General features: G+C 55.0%; 19 protein-coding genes. 5 read left to right on the forward strand and 14 right to left on the reverse strand.

Annotated elements, in window-relative coordinates; all coding sequences use genetic code 11:
* Position 1 precedes the first annotated feature (1 nt).
* From RBB44_RS12580 to RBB44_RS12640, 13 genes are all read right to left on the reverse strand, one after another.
* Positions 2 to 1,138, reverse strand: coding sequence for an ABC transporter substrate-binding protein (locus tag RBB44_RS12580; protein ID WP_209174704.1), 1,137 nt, complete (start codon positions 1,136 to 1,138; stop codon positions 2 to 4).
* A gap of 124 nt (positions 1,139 to 1,262) precedes the next feature.
* Complete coding sequence (kynA, locus tag RBB44_RS12585) at positions 1,263 to 2,120, reverse strand: tryptophan 2,3-dioxygenase (protein WP_306147696.1); 858 nt, start codon at positions 2,118 to 2,120, stop codon at positions 1,263 to 1,265.
* Positions 2,121 to 2,225: 105 nt separating this feature from the next.
* Positions 2,226 to 3,317 carry an ABC transporter substrate-binding protein gene (locus tag RBB44_RS12590; RefSeq protein ID WP_306147878.1) on the reverse strand — a complete coding sequence of 364 codons (1,092 nt, stop codon included), beginning with the start codon at positions 3,315 to 3,317 and terminating at the stop codon, positions 2,226 to 2,228.
* A gap of 95 nt (positions 3,318 to 3,412) precedes the next feature.
* Positions 3,413 to 4,477 carry an ABC transporter ATP-binding protein gene (locus RBB44_RS12595; RefSeq protein WP_306147697.1) on the reverse strand — a complete coding sequence of 355 codons (1,065 nt, stop codon included), beginning with the start codon at positions 4,475 to 4,477 and terminating at the stop codon, positions 3,413 to 3,415.
* A gap of 13 nt (positions 4,478 to 4,490) precedes the next feature.
* Positions 4,491 to 5,780 (reverse strand): hypothetical protein, encoded by a 1,290-nt coding sequence (locus tag RBB44_RS12600; protein WP_306147698.1) that lies wholly within the window; start codon positions 5,778 to 5,780, stop codon positions 4,491 to 4,493.
* A gap of 42 nt (positions 5,781 to 5,822) precedes the next feature.
* Positions 5,823 to 7,052 carry a carbohydrate ABC transporter permease gene (locus RBB44_RS12605; protein WP_306147699.1) on the reverse strand — a complete coding sequence of 410 codons (1,230 nt, stop codon included), beginning with the start codon at positions 7,050 to 7,052 and terminating at the stop codon, positions 5,823 to 5,825.
* Positions 7,049 to 8,353: a carbohydrate ABC transporter permease gene (locus RBB44_RS12610; RefSeq protein WP_306147700.1), complete on the reverse strand. Its 1,305-nt coding sequence runs from the start codon at positions 8,351 to 8,353 to the stop codon at positions 7,049 to 7,051. Before RBB44_RS12610 ends, RBB44_RS12605 begins: the two co-directional genes overlap by 4 nt.
* Positions 8,354 to 8,513: 160 nt before the next feature.
* On the reverse strand, positions 8,514 to 9,863 hold the full coding sequence (locus tag RBB44_RS12615; RefSeq protein WP_306147701.1) for an ABC transporter substrate-binding protein: 1,350 nt from the start codon (positions 9,861 to 9,863) through the stop codon (positions 8,514 to 8,516).
* A 22-nt stretch (positions 9,864 to 9,885) separates the two neighbouring features.
* The gene (locus tag RBB44_RS12620) at positions 9,886 to 10,974 is read right to left on the reverse strand and encodes a LacI family DNA-binding transcriptional regulator (RefSeq protein ID WP_306147702.1); all 1,089 of its coding nucleotides are present in this window, start codon (positions 10,972 to 10,974) and stop codon (positions 9,886 to 9,888) included.
* Between the two features lie 387 nt (positions 10,975 to 11,361).
* Entirely contained in the window at positions 11,362 to 11,772 is a 411-nt protein-coding gene (gene rbsD / locus RBB44_RS12625) for a D-ribose pyranase (protein ID WP_209179747.1), read from the reverse strand.
* A 27-nt stretch (positions 11,773 to 11,799) separates the two neighbouring features.
* Entirely contained in the window at positions 11,800 to 12,948 is a 1,149-nt protein-coding gene (locus RBB44_RS12630; RefSeq protein ID WP_306147879.1) for a GAK system CofD-like protein, read from the reverse strand.
* Between the two features lie 147 nt (positions 12,949 to 13,095).
* A complete protein-coding gene (locus RBB44_RS12635) occupies positions 13,096 to 13,407 on the reverse strand; it encodes a Dabb family protein (RefSeq protein ID WP_306147703.1) in 312 nt (103 codons plus the stop codon).
* Between the two features lie 3 nt (positions 13,408 to 13,410).
* Entirely contained in the window at positions 13,411 to 14,673 is a 1,263-nt protein-coding gene (locus tag RBB44_RS12640; protein ID WP_306147704.1) for a glycerate kinase, read from the reverse strand.
* A 191-nt stretch (positions 14,674 to 14,864) separates the two neighbouring features.
* Here RBB44_RS12640 and RBB44_RS12645 point away from each other — a divergent pair, with 191 nt between their 5' ends.
* The 3 genes from RBB44_RS12645 (at position 14,865) to RBB44_RS12655 (ending at position 17,518) form a co-directional block, all read left to right on the forward strand.
* Positions 14,865 to 15,263 (forward strand): DUF427 domain-containing protein, encoded by a 399-nt coding sequence (locus tag RBB44_RS12645; protein ID WP_306147705.1) that lies wholly within the window; start codon positions 14,865 to 14,867, stop codon positions 15,261 to 15,263.
* Positions 15,264 to 15,625: 362 nt separating this feature from the next.
* Positions 15,626 to 16,573 (forward strand): DUF563 domain-containing protein, encoded by a 948-nt coding sequence (locus RBB44_RS12650; RefSeq protein WP_306147706.1) that lies wholly within the window; start codon positions 15,626 to 15,628, stop codon positions 16,571 to 16,573.
* Between the two features lie 81 nt (positions 16,574 to 16,654).
* The gene (locus RBB44_RS12655; RefSeq protein WP_306147707.1) at positions 16,655 to 17,518 is read left to right on the forward strand and encodes a glycosyltransferase; all 864 of its coding nucleotides are present in this window, start codon (positions 16,655 to 16,657) and stop codon (positions 17,516 to 17,518) included.
* 29 nt (positions 17,519 to 17,547) lie between these two features.
* On the opposite strand, the gene hemA is transcribed toward RBB44_RS12655, so the two are convergent.
* Complete coding sequence (gene hemA, locus RBB44_RS12660; RefSeq protein ID WP_306147708.1) at positions 17,548 to 18,765, reverse strand: 5-aminolevulinate synthase; 1,218 nt, start codon at positions 18,763 to 18,765, stop codon at positions 17,548 to 17,550.
* A gap of 318 nt (positions 18,766 to 19,083) precedes the next feature.
* Here hemA and RBB44_RS12665 point away from each other — a divergent pair, with 318 nt between their 5' ends.
* Both RBB44_RS12665 and RBB44_RS12670 read left to right on the forward strand, forming a co-directional pair.
* Complete coding sequence (locus RBB44_RS12665) at positions 19,084 to 19,725, forward strand: TetR/AcrR family transcriptional regulator (RefSeq protein ID WP_133951622.1); 642 nt, start codon at positions 19,084 to 19,086, stop codon at positions 19,723 to 19,725.
* On the forward strand, positions 19,722 to 20,495 hold the full coding sequence (locus tag RBB44_RS12670) for an enoyl-CoA hydratase/isomerase family protein (protein ID WP_306147709.1): 774 nt from the start codon (positions 19,722 to 19,724) through the stop codon (positions 20,493 to 20,495). The genes RBB44_RS12665 and RBB44_RS12670 overlap by 4 nt, the downstream gene beginning before the upstream one ends.
* The last annotated feature ends 37 nt before the right edge of the window (positions 20,496 to 20,532 follow it).

Raw genomic sequence — 20,532 nt, forward strand, 5'->3', positions numbered from 1 at the left:
TTTACATGCTGCACTCACCAGCGTAGGCATCCGCATGATCGCTCAAGCCGGTGGCAATGATCTTGTTGGTATAGACATCGCCTTCCTTGATGACTTCGCGGACATAGATGTCCTGGATCGGGTGGTGATTGTCGCCAAACTTGAAGTCACCACGGGTCGATGCGAAATCAGCTTCCTTGAGTGCCGCGCGGAATGCATCGGCATCCTTCACATCCGCCTTGGCCATCGCCGACAGCAGAAGATTGGCGGTGTCAAAACCTTGGGACGCATAGAGCGACGGCAGGCGGCCATATTCAGCCTGGAAGCTTTCGACAAAGGCCTTGTTGGCCGGATTGTCGATGTCCTTTGACCACTGGCTGGTGTTTTTCACGCCCATTGCCGCATCGCCGACAGCTTGCAGAATGCCTTGGTCGAAAGAGAACGCCGGCCCGACGACCGGAAGGTCGATTCCACTGTCCGCGTACTGCTTCAGGAAGGAAATCCCCATGCCACCCGGCAGGAAAAAGAACACGCTATCAGCACCGGAGGCCCGGATCTGAGCAAGCTCTGCGGCGTAGTCAGTCTGGCCGAGTTTGGTATAAAGCTCGCCAGCCAACTCACCACCATAAAAACGCTTGTAACCTGTCAACGCGTCTTTGCCGGCCGGATAGTTCGGCGCCAGAATGAAGCTGTTCTTGTAGCCTTGGTCCTTGGCGTAGGCACCGGCTGCTTCGTGCAAATTGTCGTTCTGCCAGGCCACATTGAAATAGTTCGGGTGGCAGCCTTTACCTGCGAGAGCGGATGGCCCCGCATTTGGCGACAGATAGAATTTGCCCTGGGCGGTCACAGATGGCACAACGGCCATAGCAAGATTTGACCAGATAATGCCGGTCAGAACGTCAACATTTTCCGACTGCACCAGCTTGTCCGCCAGCTTCACAGCCACATCCGGTTTGCGTTGATCGTCTTCAACGATCACCTCCAGGTCGGAGTTGCCTGCCTGTTTCACAGCAAGCAGGAAACCATCCCGCACATCAATACCAAGCCCGGCGCCGCCACCGGACAAGGTGGTGATCATGCCAACTTTGACCGGCTCCGCCACGGCGGCACCGCTCAGCATGGCCAGCACACTTGCTGTTGCCGCAAGTCTCTTCAACATCAGAACTTCCCCTCTGTTCAACTGCTCCCGGACCTTGTTTTTCAGGTCCTTGATCAGCAGCTTAACTCGAGGATTGGAATTGGCAATGCTTCTTCTGCTTGACCGTAAATCTTGCGAGGTGCGCTCAGAGTTCCGTTCGGACATGCCAGAGTTCGGGGAACAGTTCGACCTCCAGCATGCGCTTCAGATAGGTCACACCTCCCGTGCCGCCGGTGCCTCGCTTGAAACCGATGACACGTTCCACCGTGGTGACGTGATTGAACCGCCAACGCCGGAAGTAGTCTTCCAGGTCGACCAGTTTTTCACCCACTTCATAAAGCGCCCAATATTGTGCAGGATCACGATAAACCTTCTGCCAAAGGTCCACGATTTCTGGCACCTCGCCATGCGGTCTGTCCGATGGTTTTGCGATCACATGCTCAGGAACGTCCAGTCCTTGCCGCTGCGCAAATGACAGCACCACCTGATAAAGGCTTGGCTTGGCAAGTTCCTGATGCAGCAGATCGACGTTTTCGGGGACATGTTCATGCGGACGGATCATCGCAAGATTGCGGTTTCCAAGGGCATATTCGATCAGGCGGTACTGCAAAGACTGAAACCCGGACGACAAACCGAGCGAATCCCGGAACTGGGTGTAATCGCTTGGTGTCATGGTCCGAAGCACGTCCCACGCAGAATTCAATTGCTCCATGATCCTGCTGACACGTGCAAGCAGCTTCATCGCTTCCGGCATGTGATCTTCGGCAATGGCTGTCCGTGCCCCTTCCAACTCGTGAAGCATCAACTTCATCCAAAGCTCGGACGTTTGGTGTTGAATAATGAACAGCAACTCATCCGGCGCATTCGACAAAGGAGCTTGCGAGCTCAGGATAGTCTCAAGGCCGAGGTAATCGCCGTATGACATTTTGCCGGAAAACGCCATTTCCGCGCCTTCAGTCTCAGGATTATAGCCACCAGACTGAGTTTCGTTCTTGTTGTTCATGAAACACCTCACCTCCAGAATCATCGGGGAAGGTTTCAGCTTCACTCAATCAAGGCAAGAACAAACGACCTGCGACATTTAAGTCAAAAAACTCACGCTGCGGCTTCAATTCTTTGCAGCATTCAAGATCGCAGTTGCTGAAAAATCGTACTGCGACAGGCCGGTCATAGCCTGGCTGAAACCGAGAAAATCGATCTTGGCCCAGTTCTGATCACCCAACCGGTCGAGGAAGAGATTGACGTTATCCCGGGTGATCGCGGACATCTGGAAAGACACATTATCTAGTGCACTCTTGGGTGCGGGCCGGTTGTGGTAATCATAGAGCATCACGATGACCCAGGCTCCGGCGAAAAAATGACCGCCATGCGTCATGGTCAACTGTCCATTCTTGACCGCCTCCATCCCCGCCTTTGACCAATTCAATCCAGCAAAGGCAATGTTCTCACCGGGCTTCATACCAAGCTCGATTGCGGCCCGTTTTGCTCCGAGGGCAATGGCGTCATTCGCGCCCCAGATGGCATCAACCTTCGTCCGATTCAAAAACGTCTTTGCCCGCTCATAAGCAGTCTCTTCGTTCCAATTCACGGGCACTGCGCCGATTAGATCGACACCGCTGTCAGCCGCAGCCTGTTCCATACCCCTTTGCCGGTCGAGAGCCGCCGGCGTGCTATCGTCGCCGGTGAGGGCCAACATTCTTAGGCCGCCGTTGGCTGCACCTCCGGTTTTTCCGAAGGAGACTAGGGACTGCGCCATCTCATAGCCGGCCCACTCATTGTTTGGGGTAATGGACCCGATGATTGAGGACTTACCGCGCTCGTTCAAAACTCCGTACTGGGATTGGGTCAACGTGTTTAGAAGAAATACTGTCTCAACCGGCTGCCCATCGAGCAGCTGCATAAGCCGGGCACCTTCCTGAAGCTCATTCACCAAGATGAAATAGTCAGGCAGATCTCCCTTGCTGAGACGCTCCTGTAAGAGCTTCTCCATATAATAGGGTCGCCGGTCGGCATTCAAAATTTCAAGATCGACATCAAAGTCTGCAGCTGCCGCCTGCATGGTCTTTGAAACATGGCCCCAAAACCCGCTGTCCCCACCTGGATTGATGAATGTGACACGGAAGCCAGCGGCATGAACATTGGCCACGCAAGCACTCACGAGAACACCGAAGGCCAGCAGGATGCTGCGCAGGATAGTCATGGTAAGCACCGCCCCCTTCACAATTGAAGTGTTCGCGACCGATGCTTTATCCTATTACTGACATTCCGCATTGTATACGCTGTAAAAACACCTCATCAACCACTGCGGATCGCTCGGTCGTCCTTGTCAAAGAAGTGCATGCGGCTTTCATCGAACTTCAGTCCGATGCGTGCCCCTTCTGCGATTTCTTCACTGCCGCTGATCCGCACGAGGACAGTGTCAAGGCCATCAAGCGCGACATAAAGGAACGTGTCAGCCCCGAGATATTCGGCAACCTCAACGGTGCCCGAACAGTGCCCCTCTTCCGGTGCAACAACCAGCATGTGTTCCGGCCGGATGCCCAGTTTGACCGGCGCACCGGATGCACCACCATGCGGGTAATGGCCACCGCCATGTCCATCGAGCGAGAACGTATCTCCTGTTACTGAACAGGGCAGAACATTCATCTTCGGGGACCCAATAAACTGGGCAACGAAAAGATTGTCGGGCCGCTCATAGAGTTCGCGCGGAGAGCCGACTTGCTCAATCTCGCCAGCCTGCAGGACAACGATTTTGTCCGCAAGTGTCATCGCCTCGACCTGATCATGGGTCACGTAGATCATGGTTGTCCCGAGGCTCTTGTGGAGCCGGGCCACTTCGAACCGCATTTCAACGCGCAGTGCGGCATCCAGGTTTGACAACGGCTCGTCAAACAAAAACGCGCTCGGTTCGCGGACGATGGCCCGGCCGATGGCAACACGTTGACGCTGACCACCGGACAAAGCTTTGGGCCTACGTTCAAGGTAGTCATCCAGCTTTAGGATCTCCGCGGCCGCGTTCACTTTCCGGTCGATCTCCGCTTTTGGCACGCCCGCAGTCTTCAGGCCAAACCCAACATTTTCCCGAACGGACATATGCGGATAAAGCGCATAGGACTGAAACACCATTGAAAGACCGCGCCCGGAGGGCGGCAATGCGGTGACGTCCTTGCCGTCAATCTCGATTGCGCCGCGGCTCGATTCTTCAAGTCCGGAAATCAATCGCAGCAGTGTGGACTTACCGCACCCGGATGGGCCGACAAAGATAACGAATTCACCGTCCTGGATATCGAGATCAATTCCTTTGATGACTTGCAGGTCACCGAACCACTTCTCGACACTCTTGAGCTGGATTGCACCCATATCTGCTGCCCCCTTAAGCCGCTTGATCTGCTAGCGATGGTCTTGCCCAGGCAAGCCAGATCGCCGCTGTCCAAGAGAATGATCCGCCACCGGCAGCTTCTGCCGTTTCCGGGCTGAAATATTCCGCAAATCCGCCGGTTTGAATGAGCGCAGCCGTGTCACGCCGAAGCCTGTCAGACCGGCCAGGATCACCAGCTTCCGCGAAACCGCGAGCAATCATGAAATTGACCATAGCCCAGACAGGGCCGCGCCAATACCGCAAATGCTCATAGGCTTGATGCTCCGGATCGTAGGACGGCATCAGATATCGGACCTTTGCGCTGATCCGGTCGAAATGTTCCTGAAGCGGCTTTAACACCTCAGGATCAGTAAGGCCTGCATAGGGCGCAAGGAAAGACGCACTTGAAACACCGTCGGTCTGTTTCCCGGTTCGCAGGTTCATGGCTACGTGAGCCTTGAGCTCTGCATTCCAAAGGCGCGCAGCACCCGTTTCCATCCGGCTGATCCATCCCTCAATTTCCGGCTGCGCGGCTGTTTCTCCAAGGCGATCTGCGAGTGCCAGGAGATCTCGGCAAGCTCTCAGGAGAATGAAGGTGATACCCGGGTCAGCCACGAAAAACGGACAGGTTCGGGCAACCTTTTCAGGATCCCAACCCACTTTCCGGCAAGCCGCAACGATAGAAAGGTAGCGGTCATAGTCCTCTTTGTGCGGGCGCATGGCCGGATCGACATGAGAGGTGTCTTTCCGCTCGTATGGAGCGACATCCTTGATTTCCACATCGCGCAAGGCATCATCCCAGTCGGGAAGATTGTCCCGCCCTGACTCCCAGGGATGAATTACGGCAATCACGCCGAGACTGTCTGGATCCCGGTAAGCCATGAACCAACGGTGCCATTGAAGGATTTTTGGGAAGAGCAACTTCGCCCGATCCAGAGCGGCGTCAGAGGCATCAAGTTCCAGCAAGTCCCGGACGATGGTTGCGGCGACCGGAGGCTGAGAGTGGCCTGAACTTGGAATGGGTCCGCCATCTGTTCCCCAAACGGAGGGACCGGGGAAGTAACTCGGATCGTCCTTCCGGAACAGGATATGTGGCACCATCCCGTCTCGCCATTGCCCCTCGAAGAGAAGCTCTATCTCCCGCCAGGCCCGGTCGGTGTCGAAGGTCGCAAAACCTCGGGCAACAAAGACCGAATCCCAGTTCCATTGGTAGGGGTAAAGCCCCTTCGTCGGCACCGTGTATCCACCCTGGTCGTTGTCGGTCAGGATTTTCCGGGCGACTTTGTCTAACTCAGTCTGTGACACGAATATCTCCTTGAGCTTCTTGTGAGCTCTTTGATGAGTTGGTTAGCCCTTCACACTGCCGGCCGTCAGGCCCTGGACAAGGAAGCGTTCGAACCAAAGAAAGATGAAGAGAACCGGAACGGTCGCGATCACTGCGCCTGCCATAAGGTGCTGGCGCGGGACCTCCGAGGAGTTCAGCGAAACCACACCGCGCGAAAGGGTGAAAATGTCCGGGTCATCGAGGAACATGAAAGCGAACAGGAACTCGTTCCAGGCAATCATGAACACATAGAGCGATACAGAGGCCAATGCCGGCAATGACAACGGCAGCGTGATCTTCATGATCACCCCAAGCCTCGACAATCCGTCCATCAGGCCAGCTTCTTCCAATTCGGACGGAAGCCCCCGGAAGTAACCCTGCAACATGTAGAGCGCGACCGGAATTGTTGTGGCTGGATAGACAATCAGCAAACCGGTCAATGTGTTGCGCAGCCCCAGCTGTGAGAACACAGCATAAAGCGGGATTACAAGAACAATGGCCGGAACCATGTAAATCAGGAGCACCGAACGGGACAAAAGCGCCTGCCCCGGAAACCGCAACCGGGAGACCGCATAAGCGCCGGGCACCGAAAATAGCAGCGTCAGGATCACGGTACCCACCGACACGATGGCCGAGACCATCAGATAGCGGCCGAAATTGAACTGCGTGAAGAGCTCCACATAGGACCGGAAGAGCCCGTCAAACCCTTGCGAGAGGTCGATCGACAGATCAAGCGGATTGGCAAGCAACGCCTGCTGACTTTTCAGCGATGTCATCACCATCACGTAAAAGGGCAGCGCAACGATAATCGTGAAGACGACGAAACCAATTCCCTTGAAGATCCGGATGTAGATCACCTCGCGTTCGTACCGCGACATCGACCCGAGAGTTGCGCCATTGAGGCTCACATGGTTGGCCGCCGTGACGCTGGCAACGAAGGCGAGCAGTCCGGCCAATTGCCAAAAGGGAACGTTGTTTAGAGGCAAAGTGAAAGGTGCTGCGAACGTACCCAACAGAAGAACCAACGTTAGGACGACCGCGGATAACACCCAGGCAGGCATCCCTTTTATGTCCGCAGTCTGCCGCCAAACCAGAACCAGCGCTCCGATCAAGCCGGCCACTCCGGCGGCAGTCGCCTGAGGCAGAGCAACTTCGCCAGTGATAAGGGTCAAGGTGACGCCAATCACCACCATGGCGGTCACGCCCCAGATAAGGCCCGTGATGGCTATCAGAAAAATGCTGCCGGGTCTCATAGGCCTTCCTCCTTGGGTGAAAAGTGCAGGAAGAGTGTCGCAAACGTAACGAGGACGACAAAGATCACCACGGCGACCGCAGCCCCTGCTCCAAGGTTGGACAGGGCAAACCCTTGTTCATAAACATCGACTGTCAACGTTCTCGTTCCGGCATTGCCGCCGGTCAGAAGGAAGATGTCGTCGAACTTGTTGAAGGTCCAAATGAAACGGAGAAGGAACAGGACCGACAGGATGCCCATCAACTGCGGCAAGGACAGGTACCAAAACTGCTGTAGCGGCGTTGCACCATCCATTTCAGCCGCTTCATAGATATCTGTATTGAGCGACTGCATGCGCGCGAGAATGAACAGGAAAGACAAGGGGAAGTAACGCCATGCCTCAAACGCGATGACGGTCGAAAGCGCCAGAGGAAACTCCATTGGGATCCCGAAGAATGAAAACTCCACGGCCCGCTGACCGAAGAAATTGATCGGGTCCGCAACGACGCCCATTTTGGTCAAAAGCGCGTTTAAGGTTCCGGAAAATGGGTCGAACAGCACCACCCAGGTGAAGGCAACGGCAATCACCGGCGAGACGTAAGGAAAGAGGAACAGTCCGCGCAGAAAACCGCGCCCCTTGAACGTCGTGTTCAAAAGTTGCGCAGCGAACAGCCCGAGCACCAATGCTCCGGCCGTCCCGAAGATTGTGTAATAGAACGTCACCCGCAGCACCGACCAAAACTCATCTGCATCAAAGATCCGGACGAAATTGTCGAAGGTGAAGTCGAGGTTTGTCAGGACATTGTCTGCATCGCCCGAGACCTCAGGTGTGCTTGCCCGCTCGGGGCGGTCAGCTGCCAAATAGGCCGGGGTTACTGTTCCCTCAAAGCGCAGCCGCTCACGCCATTTTGGCGGAACAGTGCCGATGTCACATGTGATCGACGCGCCCTGAAGCGCGCAAACCTCAGGCACGCTCGTTACATCGAACCCATCAGGTAGGGTGTCCCGCACAACAACATCCCGGATTTCCTTGTCCTGCGAGGAGTTGCGCATCCGGTATTCGAGTGTCGCCGCATCGCCTGCACTTTCCGGATTGCCGCGCATGCGTTCGTTTACCAGCACGCTTGGGGGCCGGAGGTCCGCGAGTTGAACCGGCTTGAAGCTGATCCAGAAATTGGCAAGCAAAGGACCTGCAACAATGGCGAGAATGATCAGGAATGTTGGCGCCAACATCAGGTAGGCGAGCCGCATCTCCCGTCGTTGCATCGGTCCAATGCCTTTCGGCGGCCGGTGCTCGGCGATGGTCTTGTCCTGCGCGGTCATGGTTTCCTGCTCAAGTTTCAAACGGACAGAGATAGGGCAAAAAGTCCCTGTGCGTCGACGGTTCAACCCGTCGAAACTTCATAGTGCAAAGGCCCTCTTTAAATGAGGGGTGGTGGCCGATGGGGTTGGCCCGTGTCCGAAAACACGGGCCATTTTGCAGTTACTGGATATTGGCCAGTTCTTCGTTCATCTGAGCAACGGTCTGTGCTGCGTCCCGTTCGCCATCAATGTATTCCCGGACAAGCCGGTTGATCGCCTGGCTGTTGATGATCTTGGAGGCCAAAGACAACTGTCCTTCCTTGACGCCCCAACGCGCAGCCGTATCGAGACCGGAAACAATGGTGCTGATGGTCTCGGCATCATAAAGATCGGTCAACGGTGCCTTGCGGTCCACACCAACCGGCAACTTGGACCAGCCTTCAACAAACGCTGTCGGATTGGCTTTGTTGCCTCGGCGGATCGGGAACTTGCCCTCCGGTGCGATCGACAGGGTCGACATGTAACCGTCATCCATCGAGAACTCGACAAACTGCATGGCGGCGTCCGTATCCGCATCGTTTGTGATGCCGAAGTAACGCACATCCCCCCAGGCAGCGCCATCCGGATTTGACGGACCCTTTAAGGTTGTCACGATACCGGTTTTTGACGCCAGTTCTTTGGATGTCGGGTCATCGGAAATGGTTGGCGGAGCACTGTCGCGAAGACCAGCGAGCTCATCGAGAATGAACGGAGACCAGATGATCATGGCTGCTTTGCCGGCAAAGTATAGCTCCCGAGACTGCTTCCAAAACAGATCTCCTGGAGGAGATGCCTCTGCAATTGCCTTATAGAACTCGAGTGCTTCGATCGTCTTTTTCTCGTCCAGCGGCTTGAAGCCGTCACTGCCGACCGGGCTAACGCCATTGGCCAGAAGAACATGCTCGAGCACCTGGCTCATGAAGTTCTCATCAACCTTGGTGGCTGCGACGAATGCAAACATTTCCGGCGGGTTATGAAGTTTCTCAACCGCTGCCAAAATGTTCTCGTAGCTGTCGGGGGCCGCGAGGCCATTCGCATCGAAAAGGTCCTTGCGATAGACAACCATTTGTGTCCAGCCATCAACCGGCACAGAAGCGACCCCCCCTTCGACCGCGGCCATTGCCACTGCGCCAGGCGCAAATGTATCAGTGCCCAGGTTCTCCAGAACCTCTGTCGCCGCTTCGGTGTCCAGAATACCGGCCTCTGCCCATGGCAGCGCATACTGTAGGGTGTGATAAATCACATCCGGCAGATCACCGGCAGCGAAAGCTGCAGTGGCACGGGTTCCAAGATCGGATTCCGTGACTGGAATGACATCAACCTCGATGCCGGTTTTGTCTTTGAAGGCCGCGGCCAGTTCTTCCTGTTTCGCCAGCCGCTCCGGCTGCTCTTCCGTCGTCCAGAAACGCAGGGTTTGCGCCTGAGCCACCGTAATGCTCAATGCGAGTACACCCGCAATGGTCGAGGTCAGGAAAGTGCTCCTCCCAATCATGTCAGTCTCCCTTACTGCCAGGTCATGGCTGTTGGTTCAGCCGGGACCGGAGCACTTCTGCCAGTGCCGCCGGTGTCTTATGCGGCGCGCCGTCTGATGCACGCCGGATTAAAGTCGCTTCTGAAAGTGCCTTCAGGGTCTTCGGATCTTTGCCGTCCAAAACATCAATCAACATCCGGGCGACGCGGCTGCCTGCTTCCGACGCACTTTGCGAAAAGGTGGTAAGCGGCGGCTCGAGATAGTCACCAAAGGGCAGTCCGTCATAGCCGATGATCGTGACATCCGAGCCTACGGTGAGGCCATGTTTCCGGCAGTATTGAATAGCACCAATCGCAAGTGCGTCTGTCACGCACAACAAGGCGGTGGGCGGCAGATCGTTGCCCGCCAGAAGTCGTTCCGCTCCAGCAAAACCGCCTTCTTCGTTGAGGTCCACGAATGTTTCAAGACCAGGATCATAAGATACGCCCAACGCCTCGAGACCGGCACGGTAGCCATCTCGGCGCTGGAGCGCGAAATTCAGGTCTAGCGATCCGCCTATGAATCCGATGCGGCTGTGTCCGAGGCTGTAAATATGCCGCACGCCATCAGCAAAGGTTTTTTCATTGTCGATGTCGAACCACGCATGGGTGTCGGGAAGATGCGACCGGCCGTGCGTGACAAAGGGAAACCCCTGTTCACTCAAGAAAGCAATGCGCGGATCTTCAACTTCGGTTCTGGTGAGAATAAAACCATCGACCTTCCGCCGGGCAATAAGACGCTGAAGCGTCTCGATCATGTGATCCCGCGAGTGGGCGGTTGTCACCAGGAGATCAATCCCGAGTTCATCCAAGGCACGTGCAATTCCATCGATAAATTCAGACAGAAATGGATCAGCGCCATTGCCATGCCCAACGGGTATGACAATGCCGAGCGTATCCTGCCGGCCGCGTTTCAAGTTACGGGCAGTCGCCGACGGCTGGTAGCCAAGTTCCTTGACGGCTTTCAGGATGCGCTCGCGGGTGGCTTGGGAAATGTCGGTATAATTGTTCAGGACCCGCGAAACGGTTCCCTTTGCGACGCCCACATGGCGTGCAACGTCGTCAATCGTCACTGACCCGCGGTGACCCGACATTTTTCCTCCCAAAGGCCGACCGGCCCGAATTTCTTTCTGCCTGCGGCTCAGATGATCGAAGGCGATTTATTTCAATAATGGTTCCAAAACCGATTTCGGAAGTCAACAAAATCGGTTTTGGAAACTCAAAAATTCGTTTTTGCAGAACGGGAAGGCTTTGGCAGATAAACGAAACTTCAATCGGAAAGGTTTCGGAACAGATCCAAACAGCGCCAGCTACGCCAGCTTGGCAGTGTTACCACGCACACACTCCCCTGAGAGTATGCCTCTATCGGTAAATCAGAAGAGCACTCGCCCGCAGCTGGTCGACCAGTACTTCATATAAAACAATTAAGCCCGCGCAGAAAAGGCGCGGGCTCGATGTTGGCAAATCTGTAAAACAGGCCGTTAGAACGGTACACCCGAGACCAGAATGACATTCGCATAAGGTGTGCATTCGCCCGTGCGAATAACGGCACGCGCCTGCTTCGTCCGTGTTTTGAAGTCCTCGTGAGGCACCCGGTCATGCTCGATCGGCTTGCCGGTTTCCGCAGCCCAATGGGCCAGCCGAACTTCGATCTCGGTCGCCAGTTCCGCACTTGCCTCTTCGGCAAAAACAGCTTTCTCGACTACCAATTCGCTCGTCAGAACATCCAGGACATCAAAGAAGCCGGGCACCCCAGGCGAAACAGCCAAGTCAATGACATCGACGCCCGGCGGCACCGGCAGACCAGCGTCTGCAACAACGATTTCATCCATGTGCCCGAGGGAGGCGATCAGCGTACTCATGTGCCGATTCAGCATCGGGGTCCGTTTCATGGGCGTTTCCTTCGCATCCTTTATCGGTCAAGTCAGTGAAACCAGCGCCTCACAGAGCGGCACTGGGTCGTAATAAGGATCTGATTTGCTGGATATCAGATCCAGCCGCAAAACGGTAATGCCAAGTTGCTCCACTGCCCCGATATCATCTTCTTCCGTGCGTTGATCCGTTACGACAAAATTCAACAGCCGTTCGACCGGGCAATCGCTACCGGCATCTTTTCGAAGATAAGCAAGCAATGCCTGAACGCGATCCTCAAGCGTCATTCCAGGCGCTTCGGGATCATGACCCAAACTAGGCACATACACTTTGGGAACCGTGCGGCTGGCAACAGCTCGGCCAACACCCCGAGGTAAAAGGCTGGCAATCAGGCTTGTGTACAAGCTGCCGGGGGAATAGCAGATGAGATCCGCAGACTGCACCAAAGCCGTATTGCGCTCCGGGAACACGGACACCGCCGGTTCCCGGCTTTGCAAACTTCTGTTCAGGAATATCTCCTCAATCGGCGACGTCAGTGGCGCTTGTTCTTTGCCTGTCAGAAGGTGCTGTCCGACGACAATGTCGCCGGTTTCGAGCTTGGCCGCCAGATGCAGATTGTCATCGGATACAGCTTTCACATGGCCAAGGACGCCGACGAGTTTTGCGACCAGGAAGATAATAGGTTCCAACTGTTTGTTTTGGTTGAGATAACCACCGGCAAGAATGAGATTGCCGATGCTTGCACCGCGCAAATCAAAGGTTGGCGGACACCCCTTCTGAAACGTCCGCAGTTGGTTTTGAATGAGCGTCCGCATCGGTTGTTCAACGACTGCCACGAGCGGATGAATGCCGGCGATCATCGCCTCAAGCTCACCTGCCAGTTCCTCTTGTCCAGACTCTTTGGAAAACCGATGCGTGAACAGCCGGAACACATCGGGCTGACCAAGAACGGTTTCATCTGCAAGAGCCATCAGACGGCTTCTGAGATCACCTATCGCAGGCATATCAAAGGCAAGCCGCAACCCTTGTGAACTGCCTCCGGAATCAAAAGGTGTCACAAGGTGAATGGAGTTGTGCGTATACCTTTTCAGACACCTTGAAACATCATTCAGCGCGGAGCCGCCGCTAAAGAACAAAAGCCGCGGACCGAGCTTGGGATTGGACAAAAACCGCGCAATACGGAATTGGTCCGGCATTCGCACTGCCCGGGTAATAGTCACTTCAGACACGCGGCTTCCTTTTTGCCCAATCTTTCGAGGTGTTTCAGGTCATTCGCCGCTAGAATAACAAAAAGGAGTTACCTCTCTGTGACTTAGATAGAGATTGGCGATCCAGCGTTTCCATCAGCCGCAGCGAATATCAGCCACGAGAATGCCGTCTGCACCACCTTCGCAAGCAGCGATCAACATTGCAGCGGCCCTTTGATGATCTGGATGCGGCGCATAGTCGGCAAGAACAGCTTCATCGCTGACCGTTACAATAAACCCATATTGAAACGGCTTCGATTTGCCCTCCAGATCGATGTTCGGACCATGTGTGACTGAAAGCACGCCAGAAAGTTTATCAACTAGCCCTGAAATCAACGCCATCGGTTCAACGAGCGCTGATAGATTATCCGGATCCCTCAACGACAACAAAACACAGTGCTGCAGCATGCCTCACACTCCATTGATGTAAATTGCGCGGAAATCATTCACATTCGTCAGTGTTGGACCTGTCACGACCTGATCACCAATTGCTCTGAAAAACTCATGAGCATCATTCCGGTCAAGCGCGTCACTCATCGACACACCCCTCGAAGTGGCCCTGGAAGGGGTGTCAGGACCGATAATCGCGCCGGCCACTTCGGCTGCGCCATCGACACCGTCTGTATCGCAAGCAATCGCATGGATACCCGCTGCACCTTTGAGCGAATTTGCTAAAGCAAGTGCATATTCTGCATTGGGACCGCCAACTCCGTCGCCGCGCCGCGTAACCGTCAATTCTCCACCCGACAACAGGATCAAAGGCCGCTTTGATGATCCCCGCTCTTTTTGCCTTTGCAGAGCAAGGTCCGCATGTGTTGCGGCAACATCTCGCGCCTCGCCTTCCAAGGCATCACCAAGGATCTCGACGTCGCATCCAGCCTTCTCTGCAAGGCTTCTCGCAGCCTCCAAGGACTGCGACGGCGCGGCAAAGATAGTGTTTGTCACGCGGCCCAGACGTTCATGGTCTGGCGGCAAAACTCCGGTTTGCCCAGAGAGGACCTCCGAAACCGAGCCCGGTACATCTATGCTCCATCTTGCAAGGATTTGAAGGGCATCTTCCGGAGTACTGCCGTCCCCGACCGTTGGCCCGGACCCGATCTCAGCCGGATCATCTCCTGGAACATCGGACAAAAGCAATGCCACCATCTTTGCCGGATAAGCAGCGGCCGCAAGCTGCCCCCCCTTCACCCGGCTCAGATGCTTGCGAACAACGTTCATTTGGCCGATCGGCGCGCCGGATGCGAGCAGCGCCTGATTGACCGCCTGCTTCTCTTCAAGACTAATGGCTCCTGCCGGTGCGGTCAAAAGAGCCGATGCACCACCGGAAATGAGGGCAAGAACGCAATCATCCCCATCAAGATCGGATAGCAACTCCAGCATGCGTTTCGTCGCGTCCTGTCCGGCCTTGTCCGGCACCGGGTGCGCAGCCTCGACAATCTCAATGCCCTTTGTGGGGCGCCCATAGCCGTAGCGAGTGATGACCAACCCTTCACAAGCCCCCCATTCTGCCTCAACAGCCTCTGCCATCCGTGCGGACGCTTTTCCAGCACCGATCACAACAACCCTGCCATCAGGTTTTTCAGGCAACTGGCTCGCAAGGTTCTTCATCGGATCAGCAACCTCAACGGCCCGCTCGAAAAGAGCACGTAGCAACTCTTGGGGGTTGGTAGCCATATTCTGTCTCCAAGGCGAAAAGGTCGGGAGCTCTTTTGAGCGCAAAAGCTGAATGAATTGCAAGCTGTGCTTGGCTGGAAAAGGACCACTTCGGATCTTGTGGTGGTATAGGTTGGACGAAAATCAGAGTTCCGGTCGCTTTTGTAACCACCCAAGGCACCGCCACATACCTCTCTACCGCAGGATTGATCATGACAGTGGATCCAGTACTTCAATCACCCGCCTTTGTGGATGCCATTCGAAACCCGAAAGATCCCAATCATCTGATGGTCATCAAACCGGTAACGCGGAACATCCGTGTTTTTGGAGGTGAAACCCTGCTTGCCGAGACAACAAATGCCATTCGTGTAATGGAGGTTGGTAGAAGCGTTTATGATCCGGTCATCTATGTGCCGGCAAACAGCCTCCAGTCGCCCTTCTCTGAGCTTAGCAAATCGACGCATTGCCCGATAAAAGGAGATGCGAGCTATGTGGCCATTGGCGGAGATGAGATCGGCTGGGTCTATAAGACACCGCTTCAGATGAGCCTCCAGCTGAAAAATCACTACGCATTTTGGCCGGACAAAGTCAGGATCGTCGAAGGCAAATAGCGAAAGGACGAGCCGGACCAAAGCCGGCAACCTCAGCTTGATACCTAACAAGTGCTGACGACATCACTGCTTCCCCAAAAGAAATTGTCACTGGAAACTGTGTGTGGTAGCTAGCGACAGCTCTTCGGTGGCTTAACTGGCTGCCACCAGTATTTTGCTTTCACTTCGAAAACGACTTTCCGAGAAAACGCAAAAATGCGGCCGGCAAAATGAATTATCCGTTTCGCGATCAATACCACCGCTTAAGAAAACCATTGCTGCGGCTGTGCGACTCACTTCTGCCGGCACGTCCCCGTTCAGACTTTTTGCAGCCTCTGCTAGAGCGCACAAGTGACCCTTTCTGTTTTGAAACGGCCGCCCCAATGCCTGAACAAGCAAGAGCGTGGGCAGAAGAACGAAAAGGTGCGACCGAGAGGGAAGGCCTTTACAAAGCGTTGGCCCCCTGTTCAGTCGACCCCAAGATTGGTGTCCTGTTTCACCAGGGGCGCGTGATCTGGAAAACCAGTGACTTGCCAGAACGCGAGCGCAGTCCGCTCTTTTTTGCCCATAGGAAGTCACCCTCCCGCCAACTTCCAGAAGCTATCGTGCTTCATCACGTCTTCGGCGACAACTATTTCCACTTTTTCATGTTCATCATGAACAAGGTTTGGCTGGTGGAACAGTTCGGCTTGCCGCGCTCGATCCCCTTTCTTGTAAATGCGGCATCAGCCAACACCCCGTTTTTTCGTCAGGCTCAGGAACTGGGCGCGTTCTTTGGACGCGATGTTATCGTTCAAGGTCGGCGAGAGATCGTAAAGGTCGATCAGGCATATTTGGCTTTGCCATTTTTCTGCAACGCGGACACGATGACGTGGATTGCAAGCGCGTTCAGGGATGAAACCTCTGAACAGCCCGACAGGCCTGTCTTCACGATACGGAGCAGCACGGCCCCCAATGGCCGTTTGTTTCGTAATCAGGACGAGGTCTCACGCCTTGCCGAGAAAGCCGGTTTTGAGGTACTTGATCCGGCAACGATGAGCCTCAAGGAACAGGCAAACCGGTTTGCAAACGCACCCATTATCGCCGGTGCTCACGGGGCTGCCTTGACCAATATGATTTTCCGCGCAGGAAAACCTTCAGGCATAATAGAGCTCTTCAGTCCGAGCATGGGCTCTCCGCATTATGCAATGATGGCTCGCGAGTTTGGCTTCTGCTATCGCTCGACGCTCACGAAGAACCCGGAAGGCCGGACGTTTACCGCCAGCACTGAAGTCGATCTGGTCGAACTTGAAAAAATGTTCGACGACATGCTGGTACAGGTTCAAACATAAGAAATCATAGTCCAGATACACTGGCGATTGCTGCACTTAACCCCGTGCGGGGTCACCTGAAAAGAAATGTAAACCAATCTGATGGCGTCACCGCAAGACCTCTCGACCGTCACACGTTTGATCGTGACCTATAACAGCGCGGACGTGCTTGAGTACTCACGTATCCCGGCGCATGAGCTTGCGACACTCGCTGTCGACAATGCCAGTAGTGACAACACCCCCACCGAGGCCCAAGCTCTTGGCTATGAGGTACTGAACCTCGACCAGAACGTCGGATACGCCAACGCGATTATGGCCGGCCTTGAAAAGATCGAGACAGAATTCGCACTGATCGCCAATCCGGATGTGCAGATTTCAAAAAAGGCCGTGCAAGCACTCTTGGACGCAGCTGCACGAAACTCTGATTGCAGTCTTTTCATTCCGAGAATCTTCAAGCCGGACGGCCGCGAGTTCTTTCGCTATGAAACAAGGTTTGATCCGCGTGTGCGAAACCGCGTTCCCCCATCAACAGATCAGAACGTGGATACCGTCAGCGGCGCTGTCTTGCTGGTGCGGAGAAAGCCATTCATTCAATACGGCGGCTTCGACACAAATATCTTTTTGTATTTTGAAGATGATGAACTTTCGCTGCGATTTCGAAAACTCAATCAACCCATGCGCTTTGTGGCTGACGCCAGCGCCAAGCATATTGGAGATGGGTCTTCAGGAAATACCGTCTCGGCCAACCGGATCAAGGACATTTCCTTCGGCTGGTCGTGGGGCTATTTGATGGACAAAATGCAGCTTGGAAACCGCTGGATTACGTTTTTCAAAATTCTCGGCAAACTGCTGGTTTATGTTGCCAGCTTCCGGTCAGGCAAAGCGCGGCGGCAAATAGGCATAGCCAACGGTTTTCTCAAGAACCTCGCGGGTCAAACCGCGCCATTCTTGAGAAATTCCAAATAGGTTCTATGTCGACTAAAAAAGTCCTGAGATCAGGCGACCGCGCGGGCCAGAGCACACTGTGACCAAAGGTCGTTGATCGCATTGACAAGACGGTCAATGTCATCTGCCGTGTGCAATGGCGTCGGGGTAAAGCGCAGCCGTTCCGTGCCGACCGGCACGGTTGGATAGTTGATCGGCTGAACGTAAATGCCATAGGTATCCAGCAAGATGTCCGAGATCCACTTGCACTTCTTCGCATCACCCACCATCACCGGGACGATATGGCTCGGGTTGTCCATGTGCGGGATGCCGCTTTTGTCCAGCGCTGCGCGAACTTGAGCCACCCTGTCTTTGTGCGCCTTGCGTTCAAACGGGCTGGCTTTCAGGTGTTTGATCGAAGCAGCGGCGCCGGCCGCAAGGGCCGGCGGCAAAGCCGTTGTAAAAATGAAGCCGGATGCAAACGAGCGAATGAAATCAACCACGGTCTTGGAACCGGTGATGTAACCACCCATGACACCGAAAGCCTTGCCGAGGGTGCCCTCGATGATGGTCAACCGGTCCATGAGGCCTTCTTGTTCGGCAACACCACCACCGCGCGGACCGTACATGCCGACGGCATGAACTTCATCAAGGTAGGTCATGGCGCCGAACCTGTCGGCGACGTCGCAGATTTTCTTGATCGGAGCGATATCACCATCCATGGAATAGACGCTCTCGAATGCCACAAGCTTCGGTGCATTCGGGTCATCAGCTGCCATCAGACGCTCAAGGTCGGCGACATCATTGTGCTTGAAGATCCGCTTTTCGCAACGGGCGTGGCGAATGCCTTCGATCATGGACGCATGATTGAGCGCATCGGAATAGACGATCATTCCTGGAACTTCTGATGCCAGCGTTCCGAGCGCCGCCCAGTTCGACACATAGCCTGACGTGAAAATAAGCGCCGCGTCCTTTGCATGAAGGTCCGCCAGCTCTTCTTCCAACAAGACGTGATAGTGATTGGTGCCGGAGATGTTTCGGGTCCCACCTGCGCCAGCGCCGCACTTTGAAAGCACGTCCTGCATGGCGTTTGTCACTTTATCGTGCTGCCCCATGCCAAGGTAGTCATTTGAGCACCAGACGGTCACTTCTTGGGTTGATCCATCTTCGCGGTAACGCGTTGCCTTCGGGAAATCGCCTGAATGCCGCTCCAAATCCGCGAACACGCGGTAATTGCCATTATCATGGAGTTTGCTCAGTCGATCTTCCAGGTACGCATTCACGTCCATGGTGCGGCTCCCTCAATCCGCCAGGTCCAGCCCCGGCTGCTCATTCATTTCCACATCAGCCTGCGTCCGGGCTGCGCGTTCGCTCTTTGAAAAGGCGATCCGGCTCGTTTAGGCCAGAGGCTCACCTTATATTCATTCAAAACTAAATATCAAACTTAGTTCCATGACAAAAATCAAAAACGGCTCTGCGGCGATACGCCATAGTCCAAAGACTGCCGACGAGCCCAACCCACGTATCCATCCTCCCTGAGATTATCGCTTGCAGATCACCGCAAAACATGAATACTGGTTCATGTTTGAAGAAACCGGAATTGATCCATGGGTACCACCGCCGCACCGAACAAGCACGCGTCCGCGAAAACGAGCGCAAAAGCTGCGACACCGCAGCCTAAGACGGCACGCGGTGAAGCCACCAGGCGCGCCATACTGGCGGCAGCAGAACGGGTCATTGGAGAAAAGGGATACAACGACGCCTCCATCGGTCACATTACCAGCGAGGCTGGTGTCGCCCAAGGCACCTTTTACATCTATTTCAAAACCAAGGAGCAGGTCTTCTCGGAACTGGTCTTGGAAATGGGCCGGCTCGTCCGTCATTCGATTTCCGAATCGACCTCAACGCTGACGGACCACCTGAATGTCGAAAAGGCCGGCCTGACCGCATTCTTGAGGTTCGTGCGAGCCCATCCAAACCTTTATAAGATCGTTCAGGAAGCCCTGTTCGTTGATCCAGCCGCATACCGCGAGTACTACGCAAAATTCGCTTCCGGATATCGGGTTGGCCTGACAGCCGCCGTCAAAAAGGGGCAAATTTCTGAGGGTGATGCGGAAACGCGGGCGTGGGCTCTGATGGGAATTGCCCGCGCGCTCGGAGAGCAACTGGTGGTCTTCAATACTCAGAAAACCATTCCCGAGCTTGTCGACAGCGCCCATGATTTGATCGCCAACGGCCTGAAGCCATGAAACTGGTTGATACCGAGCACAAAGATGGTGCCATATGGCTCTATCTGAATCGGCCTGCGCGCCACAACGCACTCACCCAGCCGCTGTTAGATGAGCTTTTTACAGCAATCAAACTGGCTGAAGCAGAGAAACCTACGGCGCTCGTGCTCTCCGCAAGAGGCCGTAGTTTTTCGACCGGCGGAGATATCGCAGGTTTTCTCGACCAGGCAGAATCACAAGACCAGCTGCTGGCCTACGCGGATCGGCTGGTCGGCGCCCTGCATGATGTGATCCTGTCTCTTCTTGCTTTTCCTTCACCGGTTCTGGCAGCCGTGAACGGCCCTGTCACCGGCGGTTCAACAGGCTTGGTGCTGGCGGCAGACATGGTCTCGCTGTCGAACACCGCATTCATTCAACCATACTATTCTGAGGTCGGATTTGCCCCGGATGGCGGCTGGACAGCAATGCTGCCCGAAAAGATCGGCACCGCCAAAGCACTGGAAATTCAGTTCCTCAACTCGCGGATCTCGGCAGACGAGGCACAGCGTTTCGGACTGGCGACCCACGTTTGCGCCCCATCCGATATTGAACAGAAGATAGCAGAATGGGTCACCGGGATTTCCTGCCGATTTGCGCAGACCCATATCGCGACGCGTCAAAACGTTTGGGATGAACCGCGCCGGCAACAGGTGAAGGAGCGGCTTGATCGGGAAAAGGCACGGTTCCTCGACCTGATCTCCAGACCGGAAACGCTCGCCGGCATGCAAGAATTTACACAACAAAGCGCCTGAGCATCAGCACTATAGCTGACCAGGATCCAAGTGTTGG

The sequence above is a fragment of the Roseibium sp. MMSF_3247 genome (assembly GCF_030733765.1).
Lineage (GTDB): Bacteria > Pseudomonadota > Alphaproteobacteria > Rhizobiales > Stappiaceae > Roseibium.

What these genes read in the sequence shown, in the direction of transcription:
- RBB44_RS12655 (WP_306147707.1), top strand. Translation starts at nt 16,655, where the DNA reads ATGGCGTCACCGCAAGACCTCTCGACCGTCACACGTTTGATCGTGACC.
- RBB44_RS12645 (WP_306147705.1), top strand. Translation starts at nt 14,865, where the DNA reads ATGACAGTGGATCCAGTACTTCAATCACCCGCCTTTGTGGATGCCATT.
- RBB44_RS12665 (WP_133951622.1), top strand. Translation starts at nt 19,084, where the DNA reads ATGGGTACCACCGCCGCACCGAACAAGCACGCGTCCGCGAAAACGAGC.
- RBB44_RS12615 (WP_306147701.1), bottom strand. Translation starts at nt 9,863, where the DNA reads ATGATTGGGAGGAGCACTTTCCTGACCTCGACCATTGCGGGTGTACTC.
- kynA (WP_306147696.1), bottom strand. Translation starts at nt 2,120, where the DNA reads ATGAACAACAAGAACGAAACTCAGTCTGGTGGCTATAATCCTGAGACT.
- RBB44_RS12635 (WP_306147703.1), bottom strand. Translation starts at nt 13,407, where the DNA reads ATGCTGCAGCACTGTGTTTTGTTGTCGTTGAGGGATCCGGATAATCTA.
- RBB44_RS12650 (WP_306147706.1), top strand. Translation starts at nt 15,626, where the DNA reads ATGCCTGAACAAGCAAGAGCGTGGGCAGAAGAACGAAAAGGTGCGACC.
- RBB44_RS12580 (WP_209174704.1), bottom strand. Translation starts at nt 1,138, where the DNA reads ATGTTGAAGAGACTTGCGGCAACAGCAAGTGTGCTGGCCATGCTGAGC.
- RBB44_RS12605 (WP_306147699.1), bottom strand. Translation starts at nt 7,052, where the DNA reads ATGAGACCCGGCAGCATTTTTCTGATAGCCATCACGGGCCTTATCTGG.
- RBB44_RS12640 (WP_306147704.1), bottom strand. Translation starts at nt 14,673, where the DNA reads ATGGCTACCAACCCCCAAGAGTTGCTACGTGCTCTTTTCGAGCGGGCC.
- RBB44_RS12630 (WP_306147879.1), bottom strand. Translation starts at nt 12,948, where the DNA reads ATGCCGGACCAATTCCGTATTGCGCGGTTTTTGTCCAATCCCAAGCTC.
- RBB44_RS12610 (WP_306147700.1), bottom strand. Translation starts at nt 8,353, where the DNA reads ATGACCGCGCAGGACAAGACCATCGCCGAGCACCGGCCGCCGAAAGGC.
- RBB44_RS12670 (WP_306147709.1), top strand. Translation starts at nt 19,722, where the DNA reads ATGAAACTGGTTGATACCGAGCACAAAGATGGTGCCATATGGCTCTAT.
- rbsD (WP_209179747.1), bottom strand. Translation starts at nt 11,772, where the DNA reads ATGAAACGGACCCCGATGCTGAATCGGCACATGAGTACGCTGATCGCC.
- hemA (WP_306147708.1), bottom strand. Translation starts at nt 18,765, where the DNA reads ATGGACGTGAATGCGTACCTGGAAGATCGACTGAGCAAACTCCATGAT.
- RBB44_RS12595 (WP_306147697.1), bottom strand. Translation starts at nt 4,477, where the DNA reads ATGGGTGCAATCCAGCTCAAGAGTGTCGAGAAGTGGTTCGGTGACCTG.
- RBB44_RS12620 (WP_306147702.1), bottom strand. Translation starts at nt 10,974, where the DNA reads ATGTCGGGTCACCGCGGGTCAGTGACGATTGACGACGTTGCACGCCAT.
- RBB44_RS12590 (WP_306147878.1), bottom strand. Translation starts at nt 3,317, where the DNA reads ATGACTATCCTGCGCAGCATCCTGCTGGCCTTCGGTGTTCTCGTGAGT.